General features: G+C 66.3%; 21 protein-coding genes and 1 riboswitch. Of the genes, 18 read left to right on the top strand and 3 right to left on the bottom strand.

Annotated elements, in window-relative coordinates; genetic code table 11:
* Nucleotides 1-26 precede the first annotated feature (26 nt).
* The 10 genes from gstA (at nt 27) to arsH (ending at nt 10,385) form a co-directional block, all read left to right on the top strand.
* Nucleotides 27-659 carry a glutathione transferase GstA gene (gene gstA, locus G3N93_RS01090; RefSeq protein ID WP_206132108.1) on the top strand — a complete coding sequence of 211 codons (633 nt, stop codon included), beginning with the start codon at nt 27-29 and terminating at the stop codon, nt 657-659.
* A gap of 87 nt (nt 660-746) precedes the next feature.
* The gene (locus tag G3N93_RS01095) at nt 747-1,124 is read left to right on the top strand and encodes a hypothetical protein (RefSeq protein WP_174937947.1); all 378 of its coding nucleotides are present in this window, start codon (nt 747-749) and stop codon (nt 1,122-1,124) included.
* A gap of 92 nt (nt 1,125-1,216) precedes the next feature.
* On the top strand, nt 1,217-2,509 hold the full coding sequence (locus G3N93_RS01100) for a TolC family protein (protein WP_206132109.1): 1,293 nt from the start codon (nt 1,217-1,219) through the stop codon (nt 2,507-2,509).
* A gap of 11 nt (nt 2,510-2,520) precedes the next feature.
* Entirely contained in the window at nt 2,521-4,062 is a 1,542-nt protein-coding gene (locus G3N93_RS01105; protein WP_206132110.1) for an efflux RND transporter periplasmic adaptor subunit, read from the top strand.
* The gene (locus G3N93_RS01110) at nt 4,059-7,265 is read left to right on the top strand and encodes an efflux RND transporter permease subunit (protein WP_206132111.1); all 3,207 of its coding nucleotides are present in this window, start codon (nt 4,059-4,061) and stop codon (nt 7,263-7,265) included. Before G3N93_RS01105 ends, G3N93_RS01110 begins: the two co-directional genes overlap by 4 nt.
* The gene (locus G3N93_RS01115) at nt 7,262-7,633 is read left to right on the top strand and encodes a copper-binding protein (protein ID WP_206132112.1); all 372 of its coding nucleotides are present in this window, start codon (nt 7,262-7,264) and stop codon (nt 7,631-7,633) included. Before G3N93_RS01110 ends, G3N93_RS01115 begins: the two co-directional genes overlap by 4 nt.
* A gap of 194 nt (nt 7,634-7,827) precedes the next feature.
* Nucleotides 7,828-8,160 (top strand): helix-turn-helix transcriptional regulator, encoded by a 333-nt coding sequence (locus G3N93_RS01120; protein ID WP_174938504.1) that lies wholly within the window; start codon nt 7,828-7,830, stop codon nt 8,158-8,160.
* Entirely contained in the window at nt 8,157-9,227 is a 1,071-nt protein-coding gene (arsB, locus tag G3N93_RS01125; protein WP_206132113.1) for an ACR3 family arsenite efflux transporter, read from the top strand. Before G3N93_RS01120 ends, arsB begins: the two co-directional genes overlap by 4 nt.
* A gap of 20 nt (nt 9,228-9,247) precedes the next feature.
* On the top strand, nt 9,248-9,670 hold the full coding sequence (arsC, locus tag G3N93_RS01130; RefSeq protein WP_206132114.1) for an arsenate reductase (glutaredoxin): 423 nt from the start codon (nt 9,248-9,250) through the stop codon (nt 9,668-9,670).
* Nucleotides 9,648-10,385, top strand: a complete 738-nt coding sequence (arsH, locus tag G3N93_RS01135; protein ID WP_206132115.1) for an arsenical resistance protein ArsH — start codon at nt 9,648-9,650, stop codon at nt 10,383-10,385. The genes arsC and arsH overlap by 23 nt, the downstream gene beginning before the upstream one ends.
* An 81-nt stretch (nt 10,386-10,466) precedes the next feature.
* On the opposite strand, the gene G3N93_RS01140 is transcribed toward arsH, so the two are convergent.
* Entirely contained in the window at nt 10,467-11,477 is a 1,011-nt protein-coding gene (locus G3N93_RS01140) for a sodium:calcium antiporter (protein ID WP_206132116.1), read from the bottom strand.
* 81 nt (nt 11,478-11,558) lie between these two features.
* Nucleotides 11,559-11,726: riboswitch (yybP-ykoY riboswitch) on the bottom strand.
* Nucleotides 11,727-11,845: 119 nt separating this feature from the next.
* Here G3N93_RS01140 and G3N93_RS01145 point away from each other — a divergent pair.
* The 4 genes from G3N93_RS01145 to G3N93_RS01160 all read left to right on the top strand — a co-directional run bounded on the left by G3N93_RS01145 (nt 11,846) and on the right by G3N93_RS01160 (nt 14,437).
* Nucleotides 11,846-12,121 carry a metal/formaldehyde-sensitive transcriptional repressor gene (locus tag G3N93_RS01145; RefSeq protein WP_039354022.1) on the top strand — a complete coding sequence of 92 codons (276 nt, stop codon included), beginning with the start codon at nt 11,846-11,848 and terminating at the stop codon, nt 12,119-12,121.
* 12 nt (nt 12,122-12,133) lie between these two features.
* Nucleotides 12,134-13,129, top strand: coding sequence for a CDF family Co(II)/Ni(II) efflux transporter DmeF (gene dmeF / locus G3N93_RS01150; RefSeq protein WP_174937975.1), 996 nt, complete (start codon nt 12,134-12,136; stop codon nt 13,127-13,129).
* Between the two features lie 2 nt (nt 13,130-13,131).
* Nucleotides 13,132-13,317 (top strand): DUF1289 domain-containing protein, encoded by a 186-nt coding sequence (locus G3N93_RS01155; protein ID WP_021159996.1) that lies wholly within the window; start codon nt 13,132-13,134, stop codon nt 13,315-13,317.
* Between the two features lie 496 nt (nt 13,318-13,813).
* Complete coding sequence (locus tag G3N93_RS01160) at nt 13,814-14,437, top strand: hypothetical protein (RefSeq protein ID WP_241026349.1); 624 nt, start codon at nt 13,814-13,816, stop codon at nt 14,435-14,437.
* A gap of 115 nt (nt 14,438-14,552) precedes the next feature.
* Here the strand turns inward: G3N93_RS01160 and G3N93_RS01165 are convergent, their stop codons facing one another.
* Together G3N93_RS01165 and G3N93_RS01170 are read right to left on the bottom strand one after the other, a co-directional pair.
* A complete protein-coding gene (locus G3N93_RS01165; protein ID WP_206132118.1) occupies nt 14,553-15,962 on the bottom strand; it encodes a heavy metal sensor histidine kinase in 1,410 nt (469 codons plus the stop codon).
* The gene (locus G3N93_RS01170) at nt 15,959-16,630 is read right to left on the bottom strand and encodes a heavy metal response regulator transcription factor (RefSeq protein ID WP_166955107.1); all 672 of its coding nucleotides are present in this window, start codon (nt 16,628-16,630) and stop codon (nt 15,959-15,961) included. Before G3N93_RS01170 ends, G3N93_RS01165 begins: the two co-directional genes overlap by 4 nt.
* A gap of 276 nt (nt 16,631-16,906) precedes the next feature.
* On the opposite strand from G3N93_RS01170, the gene G3N93_RS01175 reads away from it, so the two are divergent.
* The 4 genes from G3N93_RS01175 to G3N93_RS01190 all read left to right on the top strand — a co-directional run bounded on the left by G3N93_RS01175 (nt 16,907) and on the right by G3N93_RS01190 (nt 20,470).
* A complete protein-coding gene (locus tag G3N93_RS01175; RefSeq protein WP_206132119.1) occupies nt 16,907-17,308 on the top strand; it encodes a hypothetical protein in 402 nt (133 codons plus the stop codon).
* Nucleotides 17,309-17,398: 90 nt separating this feature from the next.
* Nucleotides 17,399-17,680 carry a hypothetical protein gene (locus tag G3N93_RS01180; protein WP_206132120.1) on the top strand — a complete coding sequence of 94 codons (282 nt, stop codon included), beginning with the start codon at nt 17,399-17,401 and terminating at the stop codon, nt 17,678-17,680.
* Nucleotides 17,677-19,173 carry a TolC family protein gene (locus G3N93_RS01185; protein ID WP_206132121.1) on the top strand — a complete coding sequence of 499 codons (1,497 nt, stop codon included), beginning with the start codon at nt 17,677-17,679 and terminating at the stop codon, nt 19,171-19,173. The genes G3N93_RS01180 and G3N93_RS01185 overlap by 4 nt, the downstream gene beginning before the upstream one ends.
* Nucleotide 19,174: 1 nt before the next feature.
* Nucleotides 19,175-20,470, top strand: coding sequence for a multicopper oxidase family protein (locus tag G3N93_RS01190; RefSeq protein WP_206132122.1), 1,296 nt, complete (start codon nt 19,175-19,177; stop codon nt 20,468-20,470).
* Nucleotides 20,471-20,487 lie beyond the last annotated feature (17 nt).

Below are 20,487 nucleotides of genomic sequence, written 5' to 3' on the forward strand. Positions count from 1 at the left end.
ACATGGACAACCCACGAAGGACACGCATGAAGCTCTATCACGCTCCCGGAAGCTGTTCCCAGGCCATCTGCATCGTGCTGCGCGAAGGCGGCATCGACGCGGAGATCATCCAGGTCGACGCGCGCAAGCACGTCATTGAAGACGGGCGCAATTACTACGATGTGACCGAACTCGGCTACGTGCCGCTGCTCGAACTCGACGACGGCACGCTGCTGCGCGAAGGGCCGGTGATCGCGCAGTATCTCGCGGATCTGTGTCCGCAAGCCGAACTCGCGCCCGCGTACGGCACGCTCGACCGTTATCGGCTGATGGAGTGGCTGAACTTTCTCACCGCGGAAATCCACAAGGGTTTCATTCCGCTGCTGTACGCGGTGCAGGCGGGGAAATACGTCGACCCGGCGAGAGCGAAGCTCGACAGCCGTTTTGCGTGGATCGACCGTCAGCTTGAAGGCAAGGCGTTCGTCACGGGCGACACGTTCACGGTCGCCGATGCGTACCTGTTCGCGCTGACGGGCTGGGGCAAGGCCGAGTGGCTGCGGTCGGTGTACCACGCGGATATCGACCTGACCCGGTATGCGCATCTGCGTGCGTGGTACGAGCGGGTGCGGGCGCGGCCGGCGGTGCAGGCGGTACTGGAGGCCGACGGGCTCGTGCGGTAACGAGTTGTGGCGGTGGCGGAGCCGATGCGTCGTTCCGCCGTATCGACACACCGCCACACGGCAAAACCCCGCGCTATAATCCCCGCCATGAAATTCCTCCGGACCATCATCCTGCTGCTGCTCTGCGCGGTGCTGCCCATCAGCGGGCTGGCAGCCAGCGGCCTGGCCGGGGAATGTCCGATGATGCAGCCGGGCATGTCGATGGACATGGACGCCGGCATGTCAGCCGACATGCCGGGCTGCGATTCGATGAAGTCGTCGTCCACCGACAAGGCTCACGCGAAAGCGAAGGGCACGTCCTGCAAGCTGACGGCGCAATGCCAGTTCGGCAGTCTCTATCATCCGGCCGCTCGTGCTGAAGTCAGTCGTCCCGCTGCCTACGCCAGCACCGTCGCGTTCCACTACGCGCAAATCCTCCCGGTCCGCGATCCGAACGGATTGTGGCGCCCTCCACGCATCAGCTGATCCCGATCCGATAGGTTCGCCGCATTCGCGGTGAGGTTCGTCCTGTATCAGGACGTGGAATCCCTATGGGGTTCCGCCGTTGGGGTTAAACCATGTCATTCCATTTCGGCACGCCGCCTGCGCGGCGTGCGCGTCGGCGCGCGCCCGTGCTTTGGGCGGCGCTGCTGGTTGCGGGCGCCGTTCACGCGCAGCAACCGCCTGTCACGCTGGACGCCGCGCTGCAGTCCGCGACCGATCATTCCGCTTCGATGCAGGCTGCCCAGGCGTCGGTGCGCGCCAGTTCGGAGGCGGCCGTGAAGGCCGGCCAGCTGCCCGACCCGATGCTCAAGGCCGGCATCGACAACCTGCCGGTCAATGGCGGCCAGCGCTTCACCGTCGGCCAGGACTTCATGACGATGCGTCGCATCGGCATCGAGCAGGAGTGGGTGTCCGGCGACAAGCGGCGCCTGCGCTCGGCGCTCGCCAACGAGCAGGTCGGGCGCGAGCGCGCCGGCTATTTCGCGCAGCTCGCGAGCGTGCGCCAGCAAACCGCGACGGCCTGGCTGAACGCCGTCTACGCAAAGCAGGCGCTCGCGCTGCAGCAGGCGCTGCTCGATCACATGAACCATGAACTCGACGCGACGAAGGCGTCGTATCGCGGCGCGAAGGCGAGTGCGGTCGATGTCGTCCAGGCGCGGACCATGCTCGCGCAGACGCAGGATCAGCTGTTGAAGGCTCAGCAGGTCTACCAGACCGCGCTCATCGCGCTGTCGCGCTGGACCGCCGTGCCGGCCGACGACGTCACGGGCACGCCGCCCGCGCCGGAGTCGTTCGTGTCGTCGTTGCCGCCGGACGAGCTGCGCCTGTCGCAACCGGCGCTGATCACCGCCGCCGACGATATCTCGGTCGCCGAAGCCGATACGGCCGTCGCGAACAGCGAACGCAGCCCGAACTGGACGTGGGAAGTCGCATACCAGCAGCGTGGCGGCGCGTATTCGAACATGGTGTCCGTTGGCGTGACGATCCCGCTGCCGCTCAATCGCAAGAACCGCCAGAACCGCGACGTCGCCGAAAAGGCCGCGCTCGCGACGAAAGCGCGCCTGATGTACGAGGACACGCTGCGCCAGGTGCAGGCCGATATCCGCACGCAGTCCGCGACGCTCGCGAGCGGTCGTACGCGCATCGCGAATCTCGGCGACGCGTTGCTGCCTGCCGCGGACCAGCGCGTGCAACTGGCGAACGCCGCGTACCGCGCCGGCACGGGCTCGCTCGCGGATACGTTCGCCGCGCGCCGCGCACAACTGGATGCGCAACTGCAGGTGCTCGATCTCCGGCGCGAGGTCTCGCAGACCTGGGCGCAGCTCGAATACCAGGTCGTGCCGTCGACGCTGGCCGCCGCGCAATAAGGGAGAGCGACATGACGAAGCAAACATTGGCCCGCGCGGCCGTGCTGGCGTTCGCCGGTACCGCGCTGCTCGGCGCGGGTTATTTCGCGGGCGCACGCCATGCGGCAACGGCCGCAGCGGCAACGGACACCACCGTTGCGGCATCGACGTCGCCCGGAAACATCGACCCGAAGACCGGCCGCAAGGTGCTGTACTGGCACGACCCGATGGTGCCGAACCAGCATTTCGACAAGCCTGGCAAATCACCGTTCATGGACATGCAGCTGCAGCCCGTCTATGCGGATGAAGGCGGCGGCGCGTCCGGCATCCGGATCGATCCGGGCCTGCAGCAGAATCTCGGCATCCGTTATGCGACCGTGCGCCGGCAGCAGACGGCGGCCGGTTTCGATGCGGTGGGCACCACGCAGTTCGACGAATCGCGCGCGGACGTCGTCCAGTCGCGCGTCACCGGGTACATCGACCGTCTCTATGCGCGTGCACCGATGCAGCGCATCGCGAAGGGCGCGCCGGTCGCATCGCTGTTCGTGCCTGACTGGCTGGCACCGCAGGAGGAATACCTCGCGCTCAAGCGCAGCGGGATGGACGCCAGCCTGCTCGACGCATCGCGCGCACGAATGCGGGCGCTGTCGATTCCCGACGGCATGATCGCGGGCCTCGATCGCACCGACAAGGCCCAGACGCACGTCGTGCTGACCGCGCCGGAAACCGGTGTCGTCAGCGAGCTGAACGTGCGCGACGGCGCGATGGTCGCGCCCGGTCAGACGCTCGCGAAGATCTCCGGGCTGTCGACGCTGTGGCTCATCGTCGAGGTGCCGGAAGCGCTGGCGCTGAACGTGCAGCCGGGGATGGCGGTCGACGCGACGTTCGCGGGCGACCCGGCGCAGCATTTCACGGGGCGCATCCGCGAAGTGCTGCCCGGCATCAGCACGAGCAGCCGCACGCTGCAGGCGCGCGTGGAAATCGACAACGCGGCGCTGAAGCTCACGCCTGGCATGCTGATGCGCGTGCAGGTCGCCGCACGGCAGACCGTGTCGCGCCTGCTCGTGCCGTCCGAAGCGGTGATCGCGACGGGCAAGCGCTCGATCGTCATCGTGAAGAACCGCGACGGCCGGCTTCAGCCCGTGACGGTGACGACGGGCAACGACGTCGGCGGCGACACCGAAGTGCTCGGCGGGTTGAACGAAGGCGACACGGTCGTCGCATCGGGGCAGTTCCTGATCGATTCCGAGGCGAGCCTGAAAAGCGTGCTGCCGCGGCTGGAAAGCGGCACCGGCGCAAGTAGCGCGGCGGCAACGCCCGCGTCGGCGCCGACAGCGGCGGCACCGATCTACGAGACCACCGGCAAGGTCGAGCAGGTCACGGCCAACGACATCACGTTCTCGCATCAGCCCGTTCCGGCGCTCGGCTGGGGCGCGATGACGATGGCGTTCGGCAAGCCTTCGGCCACCGCGTTCCCGGACGTGAAGCCGGGCCAGACGGTGCGCTTCGCGTTCACGCAAAGCGACGACGGCTACCGGCTGACGAAGGTCGAACCGCAGGGAGGCGAACGATGATCGCGCACATCATTCGCTGTTCCGTCCGCAACCGCTTCCTCGTGCTGTTGGCCACCGTGCTGATCGCCGCATGGGGTGTCCATTCTCTACAGCAGACGCCGCTCGATGCGTTGCCCGACCTGTCGGATACGCAGGTGATCGTGAAGGCGTCGTATCCGGGCAAGGCGCCGCAGATCGTCGAGGATCAGGTGACCTATCCGTTGACGACCACGCTGCTCGGCGTGCCCGGTGCGAAAACCGTCCGCGCGTATTCGTCGTTCGGCGATGCATTCGTCTACGTGCTGTTCGACGACCGCACCGATCCGTACTGGGCGCGTTCGCGCGTGCTCGAATACCTGAGCCAGGTGCAGAGCCGGCTGCCTGCCGGCGCGACGGTCTCGCTCGGGCCGGATGCGACCGGTGTCGGCTGGGTGTACGAGTACGCGCTCGTCGATCGCACCGGGCATCACGATCTCGGGCAACTGCGCGCGCTCAACGACTGGTTCCTGAAGTTCGAGCTGAAGGCCGTGCCGGACGTGTCGGAAGTCGCGAGCATCGGCGGCATGGTGCAGCAGTACCAGGTCGTGCTCGATCCGGACAAGCTGCGCGCGTACGGCATCACGCAGGCGGAAGTCGCGACCGCGCTCGGCAACGCGAACCAGGCGTCGGGCGGCTCGGTCGTCGAGCTGGCGGAATCGGAGTACATGGTGCGCTCGACCGGCTACCTGCGCACGCTCGACGATTTCCGGCACGTGGTGCTGCGCACGACCGACGCCGGGACGCCGGTGCTGCTCGGCGACGTCGCGCGCATCCAGGTCGGCCCCGCGATGCGACGCGGGATCGCCGAGCTGAACGGGCAGGGCGAGGTGGCGGGCGGTGTCGTCGTGATGCGCTCGGGCAAGAACGCGCTGACCACGATCGATGCGGTGAAGGCGAAGCTGGCCGACCTGAAGCGTTCGCTGCCGCCCGGCGTCGAGATCGTCACGACCTACGATCGCTCGCAGCTGATCGAGCGCGCGGTGGGCAACCTGAAGGACAAGCTGATCGAGGAGTTCGTGATCGTCGGGATCGTCTGCGCGGTGTTCCTGTTCCATCTGCGCAGCGCGTTCGTCGCGATCCTGTCGCTGCCGCTCGGCGTGCTGGCCGCGTTCATCGTGATGCGCTACCAGGGCGTGAACGCGAACCTGATGTCGCTCGGCGGGATTGCAATCGCGATCGGCGCGATGATCGACGCGGCGATCGTGATGATCGAGAACGCGCACAAGCATCTCGAAGCGCACGACCACGCGCATCCCGGCGAGCCGATCACGGCCGCGCGACGATGGGAGCTCGTCGCGACGTCCGCCGCGGAAGTCGGGCCCGCGCTGTTCTTCTCGCTGCTGATCATCACGCTGTCGTTCATCCCGGTGTTTTCGCTGGAAGGGCAGGAAGGCAAGCTGTTCGCGCCGCTGGCGTTCACGAAGACCTACACGATCGCCGCCGCCGCCGGGCTGTCGGTGACGCTGGTGCCGGTGCTGATGGGCTATCTCGTGCGCGGCCGCATTCCGCACGAACACGCGAACCCGATCAACCGCGTGCTGATCCGCGTGTACCGGCCGCTGCTCGAAGCGACGCTCAGGCGCCCGTGGGTCGCGATCGGTGTTGCGGTCGTCGCGCTCGTGCTGACGGCCGTGCCGGTGTCGCGGCTCGGCGGCGAATTCATGCCGCCGCTCGACGAAGGCGACCTGCTGTACATGCCGACCGCGCTGCCCGGCATCTCGGCCGACAAGGCGAGCGAACTGCTGCAGCAGACCGACCGGCTGATCAAGACCGTGCCCGAAGTCGATACGGTGTTCGGCAAATCGGGCCGCGCAGACACCGCGACCGATCCCGCGCCGCTCGAGATGTTCGAGACGACGATCCGGTTCAAGCCGCGCAGCGCGTGGCGGCCCGGCATGACGCCGGAGAAGCTCGTCGACGAACTCGATCGCACGGTGAAGGTGCCGGGGCTGTCAAACGTGTGGGTGCCGCCGATCCGCAACCGGCTCGACATGCTGTCCACCGGCATCAAGACGCCGGTCGGCGTGAAGATTTCCGGGCCGGACCTGGCCGGGATCGACGCGATCGCGAAGCAGGTCGAGGCCGCGGTGAAGCCCGTGCCGGGCGTGACGTCCGCGCTCGCGGAACGGCTGAACGGCGGCCGCTACATCGACGTCGACATCGACCGGCTCGCGGCCGCGCGCTACGGGCTGTCGGTGGCCGACATCCAGTCGGTCGTGTCGTCGGCGGTCGGCGGCGACGACGTCGGCGAAGTGATCGCGGGGCGCGAGCGCTTCCCGATCAACATCCGCTACCCGCGCGAGGTGCGCGACTCGGTCGAGAACCTGCGGCAACTGCCGGTCGTCACCGCGCGCGGCGCGCAGATCCGCCTGGGCGACGTCGCGCGCATCGCGATCGCCGATGGTCCGCCAATGATCCGCAGCGAGAACGCGCGACTGTCCGGCTACGTGTACGTCGACATCCGCGGCACCGATCTGCAGAGCGCCGTGCGCGCGATGCAGCAGGCCGTCGCGCAGCAGGTCGCGTTGCCGCCGGGCTATTCGATCGCGTGGTCGGGGCAGTTCGAGTATCTCGAACGCGCGGCGGCCAAGCTGCGCACCGTCGTGCCGGTGACGCTCGTCGTGATCTTCGTGCTGCTGTTCCTCACGTTCGGCTCGGCGGCCGATGCGCTGCTGCTGATGTCGACGGTGCCGTTCGCGCTGGTCGGCGGCTTCTGGCTCGTGTGGGCGCTCGGCCATGCGGTGTCCGTCGCGACGTCGGTGGGCTTCATCGCGCTCGCGGGCGTGGCCGCCGAGTTCGGCGTCGTGATGCTGCTGTACCTGAAGGGCGCGCTGCAGCGCCGGCTCGATGCCGGCGAACCGCTCACCGATGCGCTGCTGCTCGACGCGATCCGCGAAGGCGCGGTGCTGCGCGTGCGGCCGAAGGCGATGACGGTCGCCGTCGTGCTCGCCGGCCTCGTGCCGATCATGGTCGGGCACGGCGCCGGTTCCGAAGTCATGCAGCGCATCGCCGCGCCGATGGTCGGCGGCATGGTCACGGCGCCGCTGCTGTCGATGTTCGTCATTCCCGCCGCCTGGCTCCTGCTGCAGCGCCGTCGCGCGCGAAGCATGGGCCGCGCGCGGCATTCCGAAGCAGTTCCTCACGGCACGAACGTGCCATCCATCCCAACCGGAGAATCCCGATGAAGAAGTTGATCACTGTTACCGTCGCTGCCGCCACCATTCTTGCTGCCGGCACGTTCGTCACCCCCGCCTTTGCAGCCGGCGACATGGCAGGCATGGACATGTCCGGCATGAAGATGTCGTCCGGCGGCATGGCCGAGTCGAATGCCGCGCTGACGGACGCCGAAGTGAAGAAGGTCGATGCCGCGACCGGCAAGATCACGCTGAAGCACGGCGCGCTCGACAACGTCGGGATGCCGCCGATGACGATGGCGTTCAAGGCGAAGGACGCAGCGATGCTCGAGCACGCGCATACGGGCGACAAGGTCAAGGTGCGGATCGAGAAGGTCGACGGCACGCTGACGATCGTCAAGCTGGTGAAGGCGTCCTGACCTGACGATGTGCCGGTGCGCAGCCCGTCCGCAAGGCGGGCCGCCGCACCGGCGCCGTGCGTACCGGGCCGGAAGCGGCGCGCGCGGCTGCGGTTGACGGTGCGCGACGGGGTTGAGCACCGCCGCGCACGGGATCGGCGCCATCATTTCAACAATACTTGAAATATCGAAATGATGGCGCTATCCTTCGCGCCATGGACTCCAATCTCGTCGTGCGCGCCCTGGGCGCGCTTGCTCATGAAGCGCGCCTGGCCATCTTTCGCGCGCTGGTGGTGGCCGGGCCCGAAGGGCTGCCGGCCGGTGCGATCGCGCAGCAGATCGGGCTGTCGCCATCGAGCCTGTCGTTCCATCTGAAGGATTTGTCGCATGCGGATCTGGTCACCGCGCGACAAGAAGGCCGGTTCATCTTTTACGCGGCGAATTTCGAATCGATGAGCGGGCTCATCGGGTTCCTGACCGAGAACTGCTGCGCTGGCGCGGCCTGTGGTGTACCGGCGGCGCCCGATTGCTGCGGAGGCGACGCATGACCGGCTCGGACGTTGCACGGCCGCAAGTCGCGGCGGCGCAGCCCGCCATCGGATTCTTCGAGCGCTACCTGACCGTGTGGGTGGCGCTCTGCATCGTGCTCGGCATCGCGCTGGGCCACGCGCTGCCCGGGCTTTTTCAGCATATCGGCCGCATGGAATACGCACAGGTCAACTTGCCCGTCGGGCTGTTGATCTGGGTGATGATCGTGCCGATGCTCGTCAAGGTCGACTTCGGCGCATTGCATGAGGTTCGGCAGCACGTGCGGGGGATCGGCGTCACGCTCGTCGTGAACTGGCTCGTCAAACCGTTTTCGATGGCGTTGCTCGGCTGGCTGTTCATCCGGCAGCTGTTCGCGCCGCTGCTGCCGGCCGACCAGATCGACAGCTATATCGCCGGCCTGATCCTGCTGGCCGCCGCGCCGTGCACGGCGATGGTGTTCGTGTGGAGCCGACTGACGGGCGGCGATCCGCTGTTCACGCTATCGCAGGTCGCGCTGAACGACAGCATCATGGTGGTCGCTTTTGCGCCGCTGGTCGGCCTGTTGCTGGGGATGTCCGCCATCACGGTGCCGTGGGCGACGCTGCTCACGTCGGTCGTGCTCTACATCGTCATCCCGGTGATCGTCGCGCAAGTGTGGCGCCGGCTGCTGCTCGCCAGGGGGCAGGCGGCGTTCGACCGCGCGATGGCGAAGATCGGTCCGTGGTCCATTGCCGCGCTGCTCGCCACGCTGGTGCTGTTGTTTGCGTTCCAGGGCGAGGCGATCCTGAAGCAACCGCTGGTGATCGCGCTGCTCGCGGTGCCGATCCTGATCCAGGTGTTCTTCAACGCAGCGCTCGCCTACGGGCTCAATCGCCTCGTCGGCGAGAAACACAGCATCGCGTGTCCGTCGGCGTTGATCGGTGCGTCCAATTTCTTCGAGCTGGCCGTGGCGGCCGCCATCAGCCTGTTCGGCTTCCACTCCGGCGCAGCGCTCGCGACCGTCGTCGGTGTGCTCATCGAAGTGCCGGTCATGCTGCTCGTCGTGCGCGTCGTCAACCGTTCGAAGGGCTGGTACGAGTGCGCGTGAAATCATTCAGGAATCCAGAGATGACCGACATCACGATCTATCACAACCCCGATTGCGGTACGTCGCGCAACACGCTGGCGATGATTCGCAACACGGGCGTCGAGCCCCGCGTCGTCCTTTATCTGGAAACGCCGCCGGGTCACGAAGCACTGCGCGCGCTGATCGCGGCGATGGGCATCCCGGTGCGCGACGTGCTGCGGCGCAAGGGGACGCCCTATGAAGCGCTCGATCTCGACAATCCGAAGTGGAGCGACGACGACCTGATCGGCTTCATGGTCACTCACCCGATCCTGATCAATCGCCCGATCGTCGTGACGCCGCTCGGCACTCGGCTGTGCCGTCCGTCAGAGCAGGTGCTCGATATCCTGCCCGATCCGCATAAGGGGCCGTTTGCGAAGGAAGACGGCGAAATCGTGATCGATGCGGAGGGCAAGCGTGTCTGACCGTCTGAACGATCTGCCGCAACTCGATGCCGTACTTTTTAGCGTACCGGACGCGAGCCGGCTGCAGCCCGCACAACCGTCGACGCATCCGCCTCGAATCGTCCTGCTCTATGGGTCATTGCGTACGCGCTCGTTCAGCCGGTTGCTGGTCGAGGAGGCGGCGCGGTTGCTGACGGCGACGGGTGCCGAAGCAAGGATCTTCAATCCGTCCGGCTTGCCGCTGCCTGACGATGCGCCTGACAACCACCCGAAAGTGGCGGAGCTGCGCGAGCTCGTGCAATGGTCGGAGGGCATGGTGTGGTGCTCCCCCGAGCGGCACGGCGCGATGACCGGCGTGATGAAATCGCAGATCGACTGGATTCCGTTGTCGGTCGGCGCGGTACGGCCGACGCAGGGCAAGACGCTTGCGGTCATGCAGGTCAGCGGTGGATCGCAGTCGTTCAACGCGGTCAACCAGATGCGCGTGCTCGGGCGCTGGATGCGCATGCTGACCATTCCGAATCAGTCATCCGTCGCGAAGGCGTTCATGGAATTTGGCGACGACGACAGGATGAAGCCGTCCGCGTATTTCGATCGGGTCGTCGACGTCATGGAGGAGCTGGTCAAGTTCACGCTGCTGACGCGCGACGTCGGCGTGTATCTGACTGACCGATACAGCGAGCGCAAGGAAAGCGCCGAGCAACTGTCGCAGCGTGTGAACCAAGCGCGCATCTGAGCCGCTTTCCGGCGTGCGGCGCGATGACGCTTCGTTCGCGCCGGGCAGCGGAATCGTGCCCGGCGCGTTCGTTGAGCAGGATCAACGCGCCAGCGTCAGGAACAGATACCCCGCATAGCCCGCGCCGTTCGCCAGCAACGCCCAGATCGCGAGCCCGCGTGCGCGTGCATTGAAGCGCAGCCATGCCGCCGCCGCGAGCGTGATGATCACGCCGGTCAGCACTTCGGGGCGCGGCTCCCACGGCGTCAGCATGATGCCGATCGCGGGCAGCAGCGTGCCCTGGAACACCATCGCGCCGGTGATGTTGCCGAACGCGAGGGTGTCCTTCTTGCGGCGGATCCACAGCACGCTGTTGACCTTCTCCGGCAATTCCGTCGCGATCGGCACGATGATCAGCGACAGCAGCAGCGCCGATACGCCGAGCACGTGCGACACGCCTTCCACCCCGTGAATGAAGCCCTTCGCGCCGCCGACCAGCAGCGCGACGCCGATGAGCAGTTGCAGCGCGATCGTCGCGAGGCTGGTCGGCATACCGAGGCGTGACAGGAACATCTTGTGCGGCGCCTCGGTGCCATGCCCGGCATCGACGAGCTGGTTCGATGCGCGGAACGTCATCACGACATACATCACGTAGATGCCGACCAGCATCGCCGCGAGCAGCGCGCGCACGGCCCAGTTGTGGTGCGGGACGAACATCGCGGCGGTGGCCAGCGAGAACGCGGCGAGGAAGTAGTTCATGTCGCGCACGAAGCCCGTGCGTTCGGGGGCGATCGTGCCGCGCAGCCCGCGCGAGCGGATCACGGCGAGCGTCATCAGGAAGGTGGTGAGCGTCGCGAGCATCAGCGGCGCGCCGAGAATCGCGCCGACGCCGATCTCCTCGTTCACGGCCTGGTTTGCCGTGCCGCCGGCGAGTGCGAGCAGCGGCACCATCGTTTCGGGCAACGCGGTGCCGACGGCGGCGAACAGCGAACCGGTGACGCCTTCGGAAATCTTCAGGCGTTCGCCGAGATGTTCGAGTGCGTTGGTGAAGACCTCGGCGGCGACGAGGATGACGAGCAGCATGAACGCCAGTTCGACAAACATGAAAGTCATGCGGCACCTCCGCAGGCATGCGCGCGGACGGCGGCGAAACGCGGGGAGAGGGCGGTGGGGAACATGGGGACTCCGTGGTCGGACGCTGACGAACCATGGCGCGTCCGACGACGTCCGACCAGGAACGACGCGATGCACCCATGGTCTCGCCAAGCCGATCAGGCTGATCGTGCCACGGCCGCAGGCCGAGTGTGTTGACACGATCGCTTTCCGGGGACGGAAAGCAGGCTACTCCCCAAAGACGAAGGGCAGTCTAGCCGAGCGGATTTCTTTCGGCAAGCCTTCATCTCAAAAAATATACCCCTCTCCCCTATAGGGGAAGCTTCCTGGGGATATACTCCCCCTCCCTATCCTGGAGTCTGCCGGCGATGAGCCATACCGTTCGTGAAAAACAGAAGCTGCTGAACCGCGTGCGCCGTATCAAGGGGCAGGTCGAGGCCATCGAGCGCGCGCTCGGGGAAGAGCGCGGCTGCAACGAGGTGCTGCAATTGATCACGAGTTGTCGCGGTGCGATGAACGGGTTGCTGGCCGTCGTGCTGGAAGACCACATTCGCGAGCACATGGTCGATGCACATGGGCCGGACGAGCACGAAGGCAGCGCGACCGAGCAGCTGATCGACGTGGTGCACAGCTATTTCAAGTAATCGGGGCGGAACATGGGCAATTTCACGAATGATGCGTTCGGCGCGGGGCACGACCATATCTTCCTCGGCGCTGCGCACGAGCAGAACGAGCGGCGGACGTGGATGGTGATCGGCCTGTGCTCGGCGATGATGGTGGCCGAGATCGTCGGCGGTACGCTGTTCGGTTCGCTGGCGCTCGTCGCCGACGGGCTGCACATGTCGACGCACGCGGGCGCGATGCTGATCGCCGCGCTGGCCTATACCTATGCGCGCAGGCATGCCGACGATCCGCGCTTCGTGTTCGGCACTGGCAAGCTGGGCGACCTGGCCGGGTTCACGAGTGCGATCGTGCTCGCGATGATCGCGATCCTGATCGGCTACGAGGCTGTCGCACGTTTGCTGGCGCCCGTTCCCATTCACTTCGGTGAAGCGATTCCGATTGCGGTGCTGGGGCTCGCGGTGAACCTCGCCAGCGTGTGGCTGCTGAGCGGCGACCATCACCATGCGCATGGTCACGGGCACGGTCATCATCATGGGCACGATGACGACGATGACCATCACGCGCATCACGATCACGGTTCGCACGCGGCCGCTCATCGCGACCACAACATCCGGTCGGCCTACGTCCACGTGATCGCCGACGCGGCCGTGTCGGTGCTGGCCATCGTCGGCCTGCTGCTCGCGCGTGCATTCGGCTGGGTCTGGATGGACCCCGTCGCGGGCATCATTGGCGCACTCGTCATCGCGAACTGGTCGTACGGGCTGATGCGCGATACGGGCGGCATCCTGCTCGACGTCAACGTCGACCGCAAGCTGGCGGAGCGCGTACGTCATGCGATCGAGGCGCTCGGCGACAAGGTCAACGATCTTCACGTGTGGCGCGTCGGCCCCGGCCATATGAGCGCGATCGTGTCGGTCGAGACCGTCGATGTGGCGCGCGACGCGCGCTTTTATCATGCACTGGTCGAAGGTTTCGACGGCGTGTCGCACGTGACCGTCGAAGTGATGACGCCTGCGAAGGCGGCCTGATCGTGGCCGTGAAATCGCCGTGTATCGAGCTGTGCGCGTTCGATGGCCGCACCGGATTCTGCGTGGGCTGTTTGAGAACGCGCGACGAGGCACGTGACTGGAAGAAACTGACCGACCATCGCCGGCACCAGATACTGAACGACCGTAATCGCCGCCAGGCGAAGATCCGGCGCGAGCCGGGGGAGTGAGGGCGTTCAGCGGTGGTGGTCGTCGCGCTTCGTTTGGCGTTGCATCGGCCGTCACACAGATGCGAGTTGCCAGGCGAGCGGCTTACCCTTCGGCGCCGCGCGGAAAATACAGCGCAAACGATGCGATTCTGCCAAGGACGTTCGTGGAGGGGGGCGATACACGTACCACCGCGACTCGTCGACGCGAATCTGCTCACTCCATGTGCCGGCCACTCATGGATGCCGACACGGTCGCCAAAATGGATAGGCAAGGGGCTGCGGAACTCGAGGACGCGATGTTGGACTGTCTGGCGACGAAACCTTCCGTAACAGTCGTGCCGCCGGAAGACTGCCCGTGCCTCTACGACCTGCGTGGGTTTCGCTTGATCTGGCAAGTCGTCTTCATTTTTGTCGTTGGAATTGCCGGGGCTTTGATTACGCTGAGACCGGTTCTCTTGCGAATCGCTATTCAAACGTTATGCCCGACGTCAAAATAGTCCCGTATTACCAACTGGTCTTGGCCGTCGTCGGCATATGCCTGGTTGTCGCGATTGCATGGATGTTCCTGCCAGCCGACGCGAGGAACGCGATCACGCTTTTCTCGCTCAAGAATGCGAAGGGCATGATCTTCACCATCACGTCGATCATCGTCGTGCTCTACGTCTGTCGGCTTGTCAGAAATATCGACCATTTCAGCCGAACGAAGCGCACAGGACTGGCGATCGTCGCGCTGGGCTTCCTGGCACTTTTCCATCTCGTCAATTTTCGCGGGATCACGACCGACGACACCGATTGCCAGCGATTCAACTACAACGCCAAGCTGAACGGCGGCATCAAGCAGATCGATGGCACAACCTATCTCGTCAACATCTGCGGCAGTGGCCGCAGCAGCAATGGCCATTTTACGGACCAGAACGAGCAGGTCAAAATCGTCGTGGCCGATGTGCACGGGTCGACCCTCGCGACACGGCTATTTTTCGTCTTTTGGGGCGGCCGGCCCGGCAATGATCCGATCGAGATTCACGACGGCAAGCTGACCTACTTCGACGCATCGGATGCGTACGACAGCACGCGGACGATCTCGATGCCGCCTACCACGATGGATTGGGTCGCGGCGAGAATTCCGCTTTCGCTGCGCTGATCCGAGCGCTGAAACACATCGTCGTCTCTGCGCGACATGTCGGCCCGGACCACATGAGTGCGATCGTGTCAGTCGAGCCTGCCGTCACGCCGATGCGAATCGCCGAGCGAACGGCTTACCCTTCGGCATCGCGCGGAAAATAAAGCGCAAACGTCGTGCGCCCGTCACGGCTTACGACCTCGACCTTGCCGCGATGCAGCTCCATGATCGACTTGACGATCGCGAGCCCGAGCCCCGCATTGCGCGCCGCGCCGTGCCGCGACGAATCGATGCGGTAGAAGCGCTCGAAGATCTTGTCGACCTGCTCGGGCGGAATCGCGGCGCCGCGATTCGTGACTTCGACGACCGCATACCCGGCTTGCGCGGAAACCGCCAGCTCGATCGTCGACGCGGCTTCCGCATGTTCGAGCGCATTCGACGCGAGGTTGCTGACGGCGCGCCGGAACAGCGTCGCATCGGCGACGACCGGCGCTTCGCCATGCACGTCGATGCGCATGCCGGCTTCGTCGGCCAGCGCCTGGAAATACGACGCGAGCCGGCGCAGCTCGCTGCCCGCGTCGAGCTCGGCGGTTTTCAGGTGCTGCCGCGCATTGTCGGTGCGCGCGAGAAACAGCATGTTCTCGATCATCCGCTGCAGCCGTTCGCATTCCTCGATGTTCGAATCGATCAGTGCTTCGTATTCCTCGGTCGTGCGCGCGCGCGACAGCGTGACCTGCGACGAGCTGATCACGTTGGCGAGCGGCGTGCGCATGTCGTGCGCGAGATCCGACGAGAATTGCGACAGCCGCACGAATGCGCGTTCGAGGCGGTCGAGCATCCGGTTCACCGACGTTGCGAGTTCGTGCAACTCGACCGGGCCGCCGCGCGCGTCGAGCCGTGCGTTCAGGTTGTGCGCCTCGATGCGCGACGTCTGCCGGCCGAGGCTCTCGACCGGGCGCAGGCCGCGCGACGCGACCGCGTAGCCCAGCGCGCCGACCAGCAGCGCGCCCACGGCCGCCGCGAGCCAGATGTCGACACGGTAGCTTTCGAGCAGCGACTGGCGATCGGTCGCCGTGCGCGCCAGCGCGACCTGGATCGCATCGCCGGACGGCAGCGTGGCACGTGCGTACACGCAACGCGACGTGCCGATGCCGGGCGGCGAACACGTGAACGGGCCTCTGGCTTCGCCGGCCGGATGCGGCGCCGAGATGACCGAGGTCAACGTATTGCCGGCTTCGTCGGAATGCTCGACGAGCGCGCGGTTCTGCGCATCGTAGATGCCGAGATACACGCCTGGGTGCGACAGCAGCACCTCATGAAACACGGCAGGATCGGCCCGCAGCGCGGCGATCGATCCGCTCGCGTGCGCGAGCTGCAGGAACTGGTTGAGCTTGCCGGAGATCTCGATGTCGTCGCGTCGCGTGAGTTCGGCGGACAGCGAGCGATACAGGTACGCACCGGTCAACGCAAACACGAGCGCGGCGACGACGGCGAACGCGAGCGTCAGCCGCCGCAGCAGCGAATACGAGCCGGGATGGCGCGTCACGAACGATCCTCGAGCACGTAGCCCATTCCGCGGATCGTGTGGATCAGCTTCTTCTCATGGGCGTTGTCGATCTTCGCGCGCAGGCGCTTGATCGCCGCATCGACGACGTTCGTGTCGCTGTCGAAATTCATGTCCCAGATCTGCGACGTGATGAAGGTGCGCGTCAGCACTTCGCCCTCGCGCTCGGCGAGCAGTTGCAGCAATGCGAATTCCTGTGCGGTCAGGTCGATGCGGGTGTCGGCACGCCGCACGCGGCGGCGGATCAGGTCGACTTCGAGATCGGCGACATGCAGGATGTCGCGCACGTTGCGTGGCGCGCGTCGCAGCAGCGAGCGGATGCGTGCCAGGAACTCGGCATACGCGAACGGCTTGAGCAGGTAGTCGTCGGCGCCCAGTTCGAGCCCGGCGACCTTGTCCTCGATCGCCTCGCGCGCCGTGAGCAGCAGCACGGGCGTCTGCTTCTGTGCGCGCAGCCGCTTGAGCACCTCGAAACCATCCATTTCCGGCAGCATCACGTCGAGCACGACGAGATCGAAATCCTCGTGCAGCGCGAGGAACAGACCGTCCTTGCCGTTTTCCGCGACGTCGACCGTGTAGCTCGCCTCCATCAGCCCTTTCCGGAGGTACGACGCCATCTTGGGTTCGTCTTCGACTATCAGTATCCGCATGGTGAGGCAGGCCGTCCGTGATTCATCCGTGATTCCAGCCGGTCAGTGTAACGCGTGAGCTTACGGCGCCGCGCGTGCGCGAAGGATGATCGCCGGATGACGGAATTGTCATGAAGCGTGTGCGTTGCGCCGCTCGCGGTTCATGAAAATTCCGTCATGTTTCGGCCATGTCGTCGTCACCGCGGCGGCGATAAGCTGCGGCCGTCTTGTCCCCGGAGCGCGCCGTCGCGGCGCCGCACCGGCCCATCCGGTCGTTGCCTGCCTGATTCCGCATCCATGTCGTACTGGCGCAAATTCCTCCTCGTCGTGCTGCTGGCGCTGAGCCTGCCGATCCAGTCGTTCGCGACCGTGTCGATGGCATGCGCAGGCACGGGCACGGTCGTTGCCATGCCGCACGCGGAAGATGGGGCAAGCGCTGTCGAGGCAATGCCACATGCAATGCTGGGCGTGCAGGGTGGCCAGCATGAGCGTCAGCACGAACACGCCGATCATGCGCGACATGCACAGCCGTGCTCCGCGTGCGGCTCCTGTTGCCTGGGCAACAGCATGGCGGATCTCCCCGCGATGTCCGTTGCGCCGGGTATCGGCGTCACGATCATCTCTTTCGCGCCGACGCCCGTCGTCGTGTCGTTCCTGACCGGCGGCATCGACCGGCCGCCGCGCCGGCTTCTCGTCTAGCTCCTGCCCGCGGCCCCGACCGGCCGCGCTCCGCAATCCGCTCCGGCGGCGGCGTTACGCCCGCCGGACGACTCACGACGAGACCCACTCATGCGATTGATTACTGCGGCGCTGCTTGGCGCGGCGGCCCTCGTGCCGTCGCTCGCGCCTGCGCAAACCCCGCTGCCTGATCCGGCGGACGCCACTGCGGCGGTGCCGGATGTCACCGTGACGTCCGTGTTCGACGGCTACCGGCCGTATCGGGACGACGAAGGCCCGGGCTGGAAACAACTGAACCGGGACGTGATGGAGCGGCCCGCGAAAGCACGTACGACCGGCGGCGTGCCCGGAAGCGGCGCCGCGCACTCGAAGCACGGAGGCGCCGCGCAATGACGATGCTTGCGATATCGCCGAGGATCGGTGCGGCGGCGGCCGTGCTGGCTTTCCTTGCGGGCTGCACGACGTTCTCGAAGGATGGCGGATTCGACGCGGTGTCGTCCGCCGCGTCAGAACGCATCGGCAAAGACGCAGTCGTGGTCAAGACCGACGCCGACCGCGAAGCCGTCGACAGGCGCACGAAGGAACTGCTGGCCAGGCCGCTGTCGATGGACGATGCGGTGCAGGTCGCGCTGCTGAACAACCGTGGCCTGCAGGTGTCGTATGCGGAACTGGGGTTGTCGGAAGCCGATCTCGTCCAGGCCGGCCGGCTGCCGAACCCGCGCTTCGCTTTCAGCCGCACCCGCGCCGGCGACGGCGAGCTGACGCTCGGCCGCACGTTCTCGGCGAACGTGTTCGCGCTGCTGACGATGCCGCTCGCGACGAACATCGAGCGCCGCCGCTTCGAGCAGACCAAGCTCGAAACCGCCGACGCGATGCTGAAGGTGGCGGCCGACGCGCGCCGCGCATACGTCGAGGCCGTCGCCGCCGAGCAGGCTGCGAACTATGCGCAACAGGTGCGCGATGCCGGGAGCGCGGCCGCCGAACTCGCGCTGCGCATGCGGCAGGCCGGCAACTTCAGCCGTCTCGATTACGCCCGCGAGCAGGCGTTCCACGCCGATGCGGTTGCGCAGCACGCGAAGGCGCGCCAGCAGGCCGTGGCCGCGCGCGAGAAGCTCACGCGCGCGATGGGGCTGTGGGGCGAACGCACGCGGTACGCGCTGCCTGAGCGCTTGCCCGACCTGCCGAAGGCGCGGCCGAACCTGCCCGATCTCGAGCGGTTCGCGATGAGCAACCGCTTCGACATCCAGGCCGCGAAACTGCAGACGCAGGGCGTCGCGTCGTCGCTCGGCCTGAGCAAGGCCACGCGCTTCGTCAATGCGGTCGATCTCGGCTACGTGAACAACTACGAGACCGGCAAGGGGCACGAGCACGGCTACGAGATCAGCGTCGAGATTCCGCTGTTCGACTGGGGCGGCGCGAAGGTCGCGCGGGCCGAGGCCGTCTACATGCAGTCGGCGAACCGGCTCGCGAAAACGGCCATCGATGCACGCTCCGAAGTGCGCGAATCGTATGCGGCGTACGTGACGAGCTACGACGTCGCGACGCACTATCGCGACGAAGTCGTGCCGCTGCGCAAGACGATCTCCGACGAACTGCTGCTGCGCTACAACGGGATGCTCGCGAGCGTGTTCGAGCTGCTGACCGATGCGCGCGAACAGGTCGGCGCGGTCAACGGCTACATCGATGCGCTGAAGGATTACTGGCTCGCCGAAACCGATCTGCAGATGGCCGTCGGGGGCCGGCTGCCGACCGAGAGCGCCACGCCGCGCTCGACGCAATCCGTCGAACCCGCATCCACTTCAAACACCGCCGCTGCGCCGCAGCCGGCATCCACCCCCGCGGCGCAACCGATGCCCGCGACGCAAACGCATCCGGAAGGTCATTGACATGGTGTCCCGTCGACAATTTCTCAGCGGCTCGGGCGCCGCGCTGCTGGGCGCCGCGATGGTCAGCAAGGCCGGCGCCGCGTCGCTGCCCGAAGCGCCCACGATGGCGAAAGCCGCCACGCAGCCGCCGCTCGTGCCGCCGAACGGCCGCCCGTACACGCCCGTCGCGACGCTGAACGGCTGGTCGCTGCCGTGGCGGATGAAGAACGGCTGGAAGGAGTTCCACCTGACGGCCGAGCCCGTCGTGCGCGAGATGGCGCCCGGCATGAACGCGCACCTGTGGGGCTACAACGGCCAGTCGCCGGGCCCGACGATCGAGGCCGTCGAAGGCGACAAGGTGCGCATCTTCGTGACCAACCGGCTGCCCGAGCACACGACGATCCACTGGCACGGGCTGCGGCTGCCGAACGGGATGGACGGCGTCGGCGGCCTCACACAGCCGCATATCCCGCCCGGCAAGACTTTCGTCTACGAGTTCCAGCTCGAATCGCACGGCACGTTCATGTATCACCCGCACGCCGACGAGATGGTGCAGATGGCGATGGGGATGATGGGCATGTTCATCGTGCACCCGAAGGACCGCGGCACGATGCCGGTCGATCGCGACTTCGTGTTCCTGCTCGCCGCGTACGACATCGATCCGGGCAGCTACACGCCGCGCGTGAACGAGATGACGGACTTCAACATGTGGACCTTCAACTCGCGCGTGTTCCCGGGCATCGATCCGCTGCCGGTGCGCGCGGGCGACCGCGTGCGGATCCGGTTCGGCAACCTGACGATGACGAACCACCCGATCCACCTGCACGGCTACAGCTTCGAAGTCGCGGGCACCGACGGCGGCTGGATTCCGCCGGCCGCACGCTGGCCGGAAGTGACGGCCGATGTCGCGGTGGGCCAGATGCGCGCGATCGAGTTCACCGCCGATCGTCCGGGCGACTGGGCGTTCCATTGCCACAAGTCGCATCACACGATGAATGCGATGGGCCACCAGGTGCCGAACCTGATCGGCGTGCCGCAGAAGGATCTCGCGAAGCGCATCGGCAAGCTCGTGCCCGACTACATGGCGATGGGCAGCACGGGCGGCGCGATGGGCGGGATGGAGATGCCGCTGCCCGACAACACGCTGCCGATGATGACGGGCACGGGCCCGTTCGGGCCGCTGGAGATGGGCGGCATGTTCACGGTCTGCAAGGTGCGGCAGGGGCTCGGCCGCAACGACTATCGCGATCCGGGCTGGTTCCGGCATCCGAAGGGCACCGTCGCGTACGAGTACACCGGCGAACTGCCGGACGGCTGAGCAGCAGCATGCGGCGG

This window comes from Burkholderia sp. Se-20378, from assembly GCF_017104665.1.
GTDB lineage: Bacteria > Pseudomonadota > Gammaproteobacteria > Burkholderiales > Burkholderiaceae > Burkholderia > Burkholderia lata.

Coding starts and splice junctions, on each gene's coding strand:
- G3N93_RS01105 (WP_206132110.1), top strand. CDS start 2,521: ATGACGAAGCAAACATTGGCCCGCGCGGCCGTGCTGGCGTTCGCCGGT.
- G3N93_RS01170 (WP_166955107.1), bottom strand. CDS start 16,630: ATGCGGATACTGATAGTCGAAGACGAACCCAAGATGGCGTCGTACCTC.
- G3N93_RS01175 (WP_206132119.1), top strand. CDS start 16,907: ATGTCGTACTGGCGCAAATTCCTCCTCGTCGTGCTGCTGGCGCTGAGC.
- G3N93_RS01115 (WP_206132112.1), top strand. CDS start 7,262: ATGAAGAAGTTGATCACTGTTACCGTCGCTGCCGCCACCATTCTTGCT.
- G3N93_RS01145 (WP_039354022.1), top strand. CDS start 11,846: ATGAGCCATACCGTTCGTGAAAAACAGAAGCTGCTGAACCGCGTGCGC.
- arsH (WP_206132115.1), top strand. CDS start 9,648: ATGCGGAGGGCAAGCGTGTCTGACCGTCTGAACGATCTGCCGCAACTC.
- arsC (WP_206132114.1), top strand. CDS start 9,248: ATGACCGACATCACGATCTATCACAACCCCGATTGCGGTACGTCGCGC.
- G3N93_RS01120 (WP_174938504.1), top strand. CDS start 7,828: ATGGACTCCAATCTCGTCGTGCGCGCCCTGGGCGCGCTTGCTCATGAA.
- gstA (WP_206132108.1), top strand. CDS start 27: ATGAAGCTCTATCACGCTCCCGGAAGCTGTTCCCAGGCCATCTGCATC.
- G3N93_RS01140 (WP_206132116.1), bottom strand. CDS start 11,477: ATGACTTTCATGTTTGTCGAACTGGCGTTCATGCTGCTCGTCATCCTC.
- G3N93_RS01185 (WP_206132121.1), top strand. CDS start 17,677: ATGACGATGCTTGCGATATCGCCGAGGATCGGTGCGGCGGCGGCCGTG.
- dmeF (WP_174937975.1), top strand. CDS start 12,134: ATGGGCAATTTCACGAATGATGCGTTCGGCGCGGGGCACGACCATATC.
- G3N93_RS01100 (WP_206132109.1), top strand. CDS start 1,217: ATGTCATTCCATTTCGGCACGCCGCCTGCGCGGCGTGCGCGTCGGCGC.
- G3N93_RS01180 (WP_206132120.1), top strand. CDS start 17,399: ATGCGATTGATTACTGCGGCGCTGCTTGGCGCGGCGGCCCTCGTGCCG.
- arsB (WP_206132113.1), top strand. CDS start 8,157: ATGACCGGCTCGGACGTTGCACGGCCGCAAGTCGCGGCGGCGCAGCCC.
- G3N93_RS01095 (WP_174937947.1), top strand. CDS start 747: ATGAAATTCCTCCGGACCATCATCCTGCTGCTGCTCTGCGCGGTGCTG.
- G3N93_RS01110 (WP_206132111.1), top strand. CDS start 4,059: ATGATCGCGCACATCATTCGCTGTTCCGTCCGCAACCGCTTCCTCGTG.
- G3N93_RS01190 (WP_206132122.1), top strand. CDS start 19,175: ATGGTGTCCCGTCGACAATTTCTCAGCGGCTCGGGCGCCGCGCTGCTG.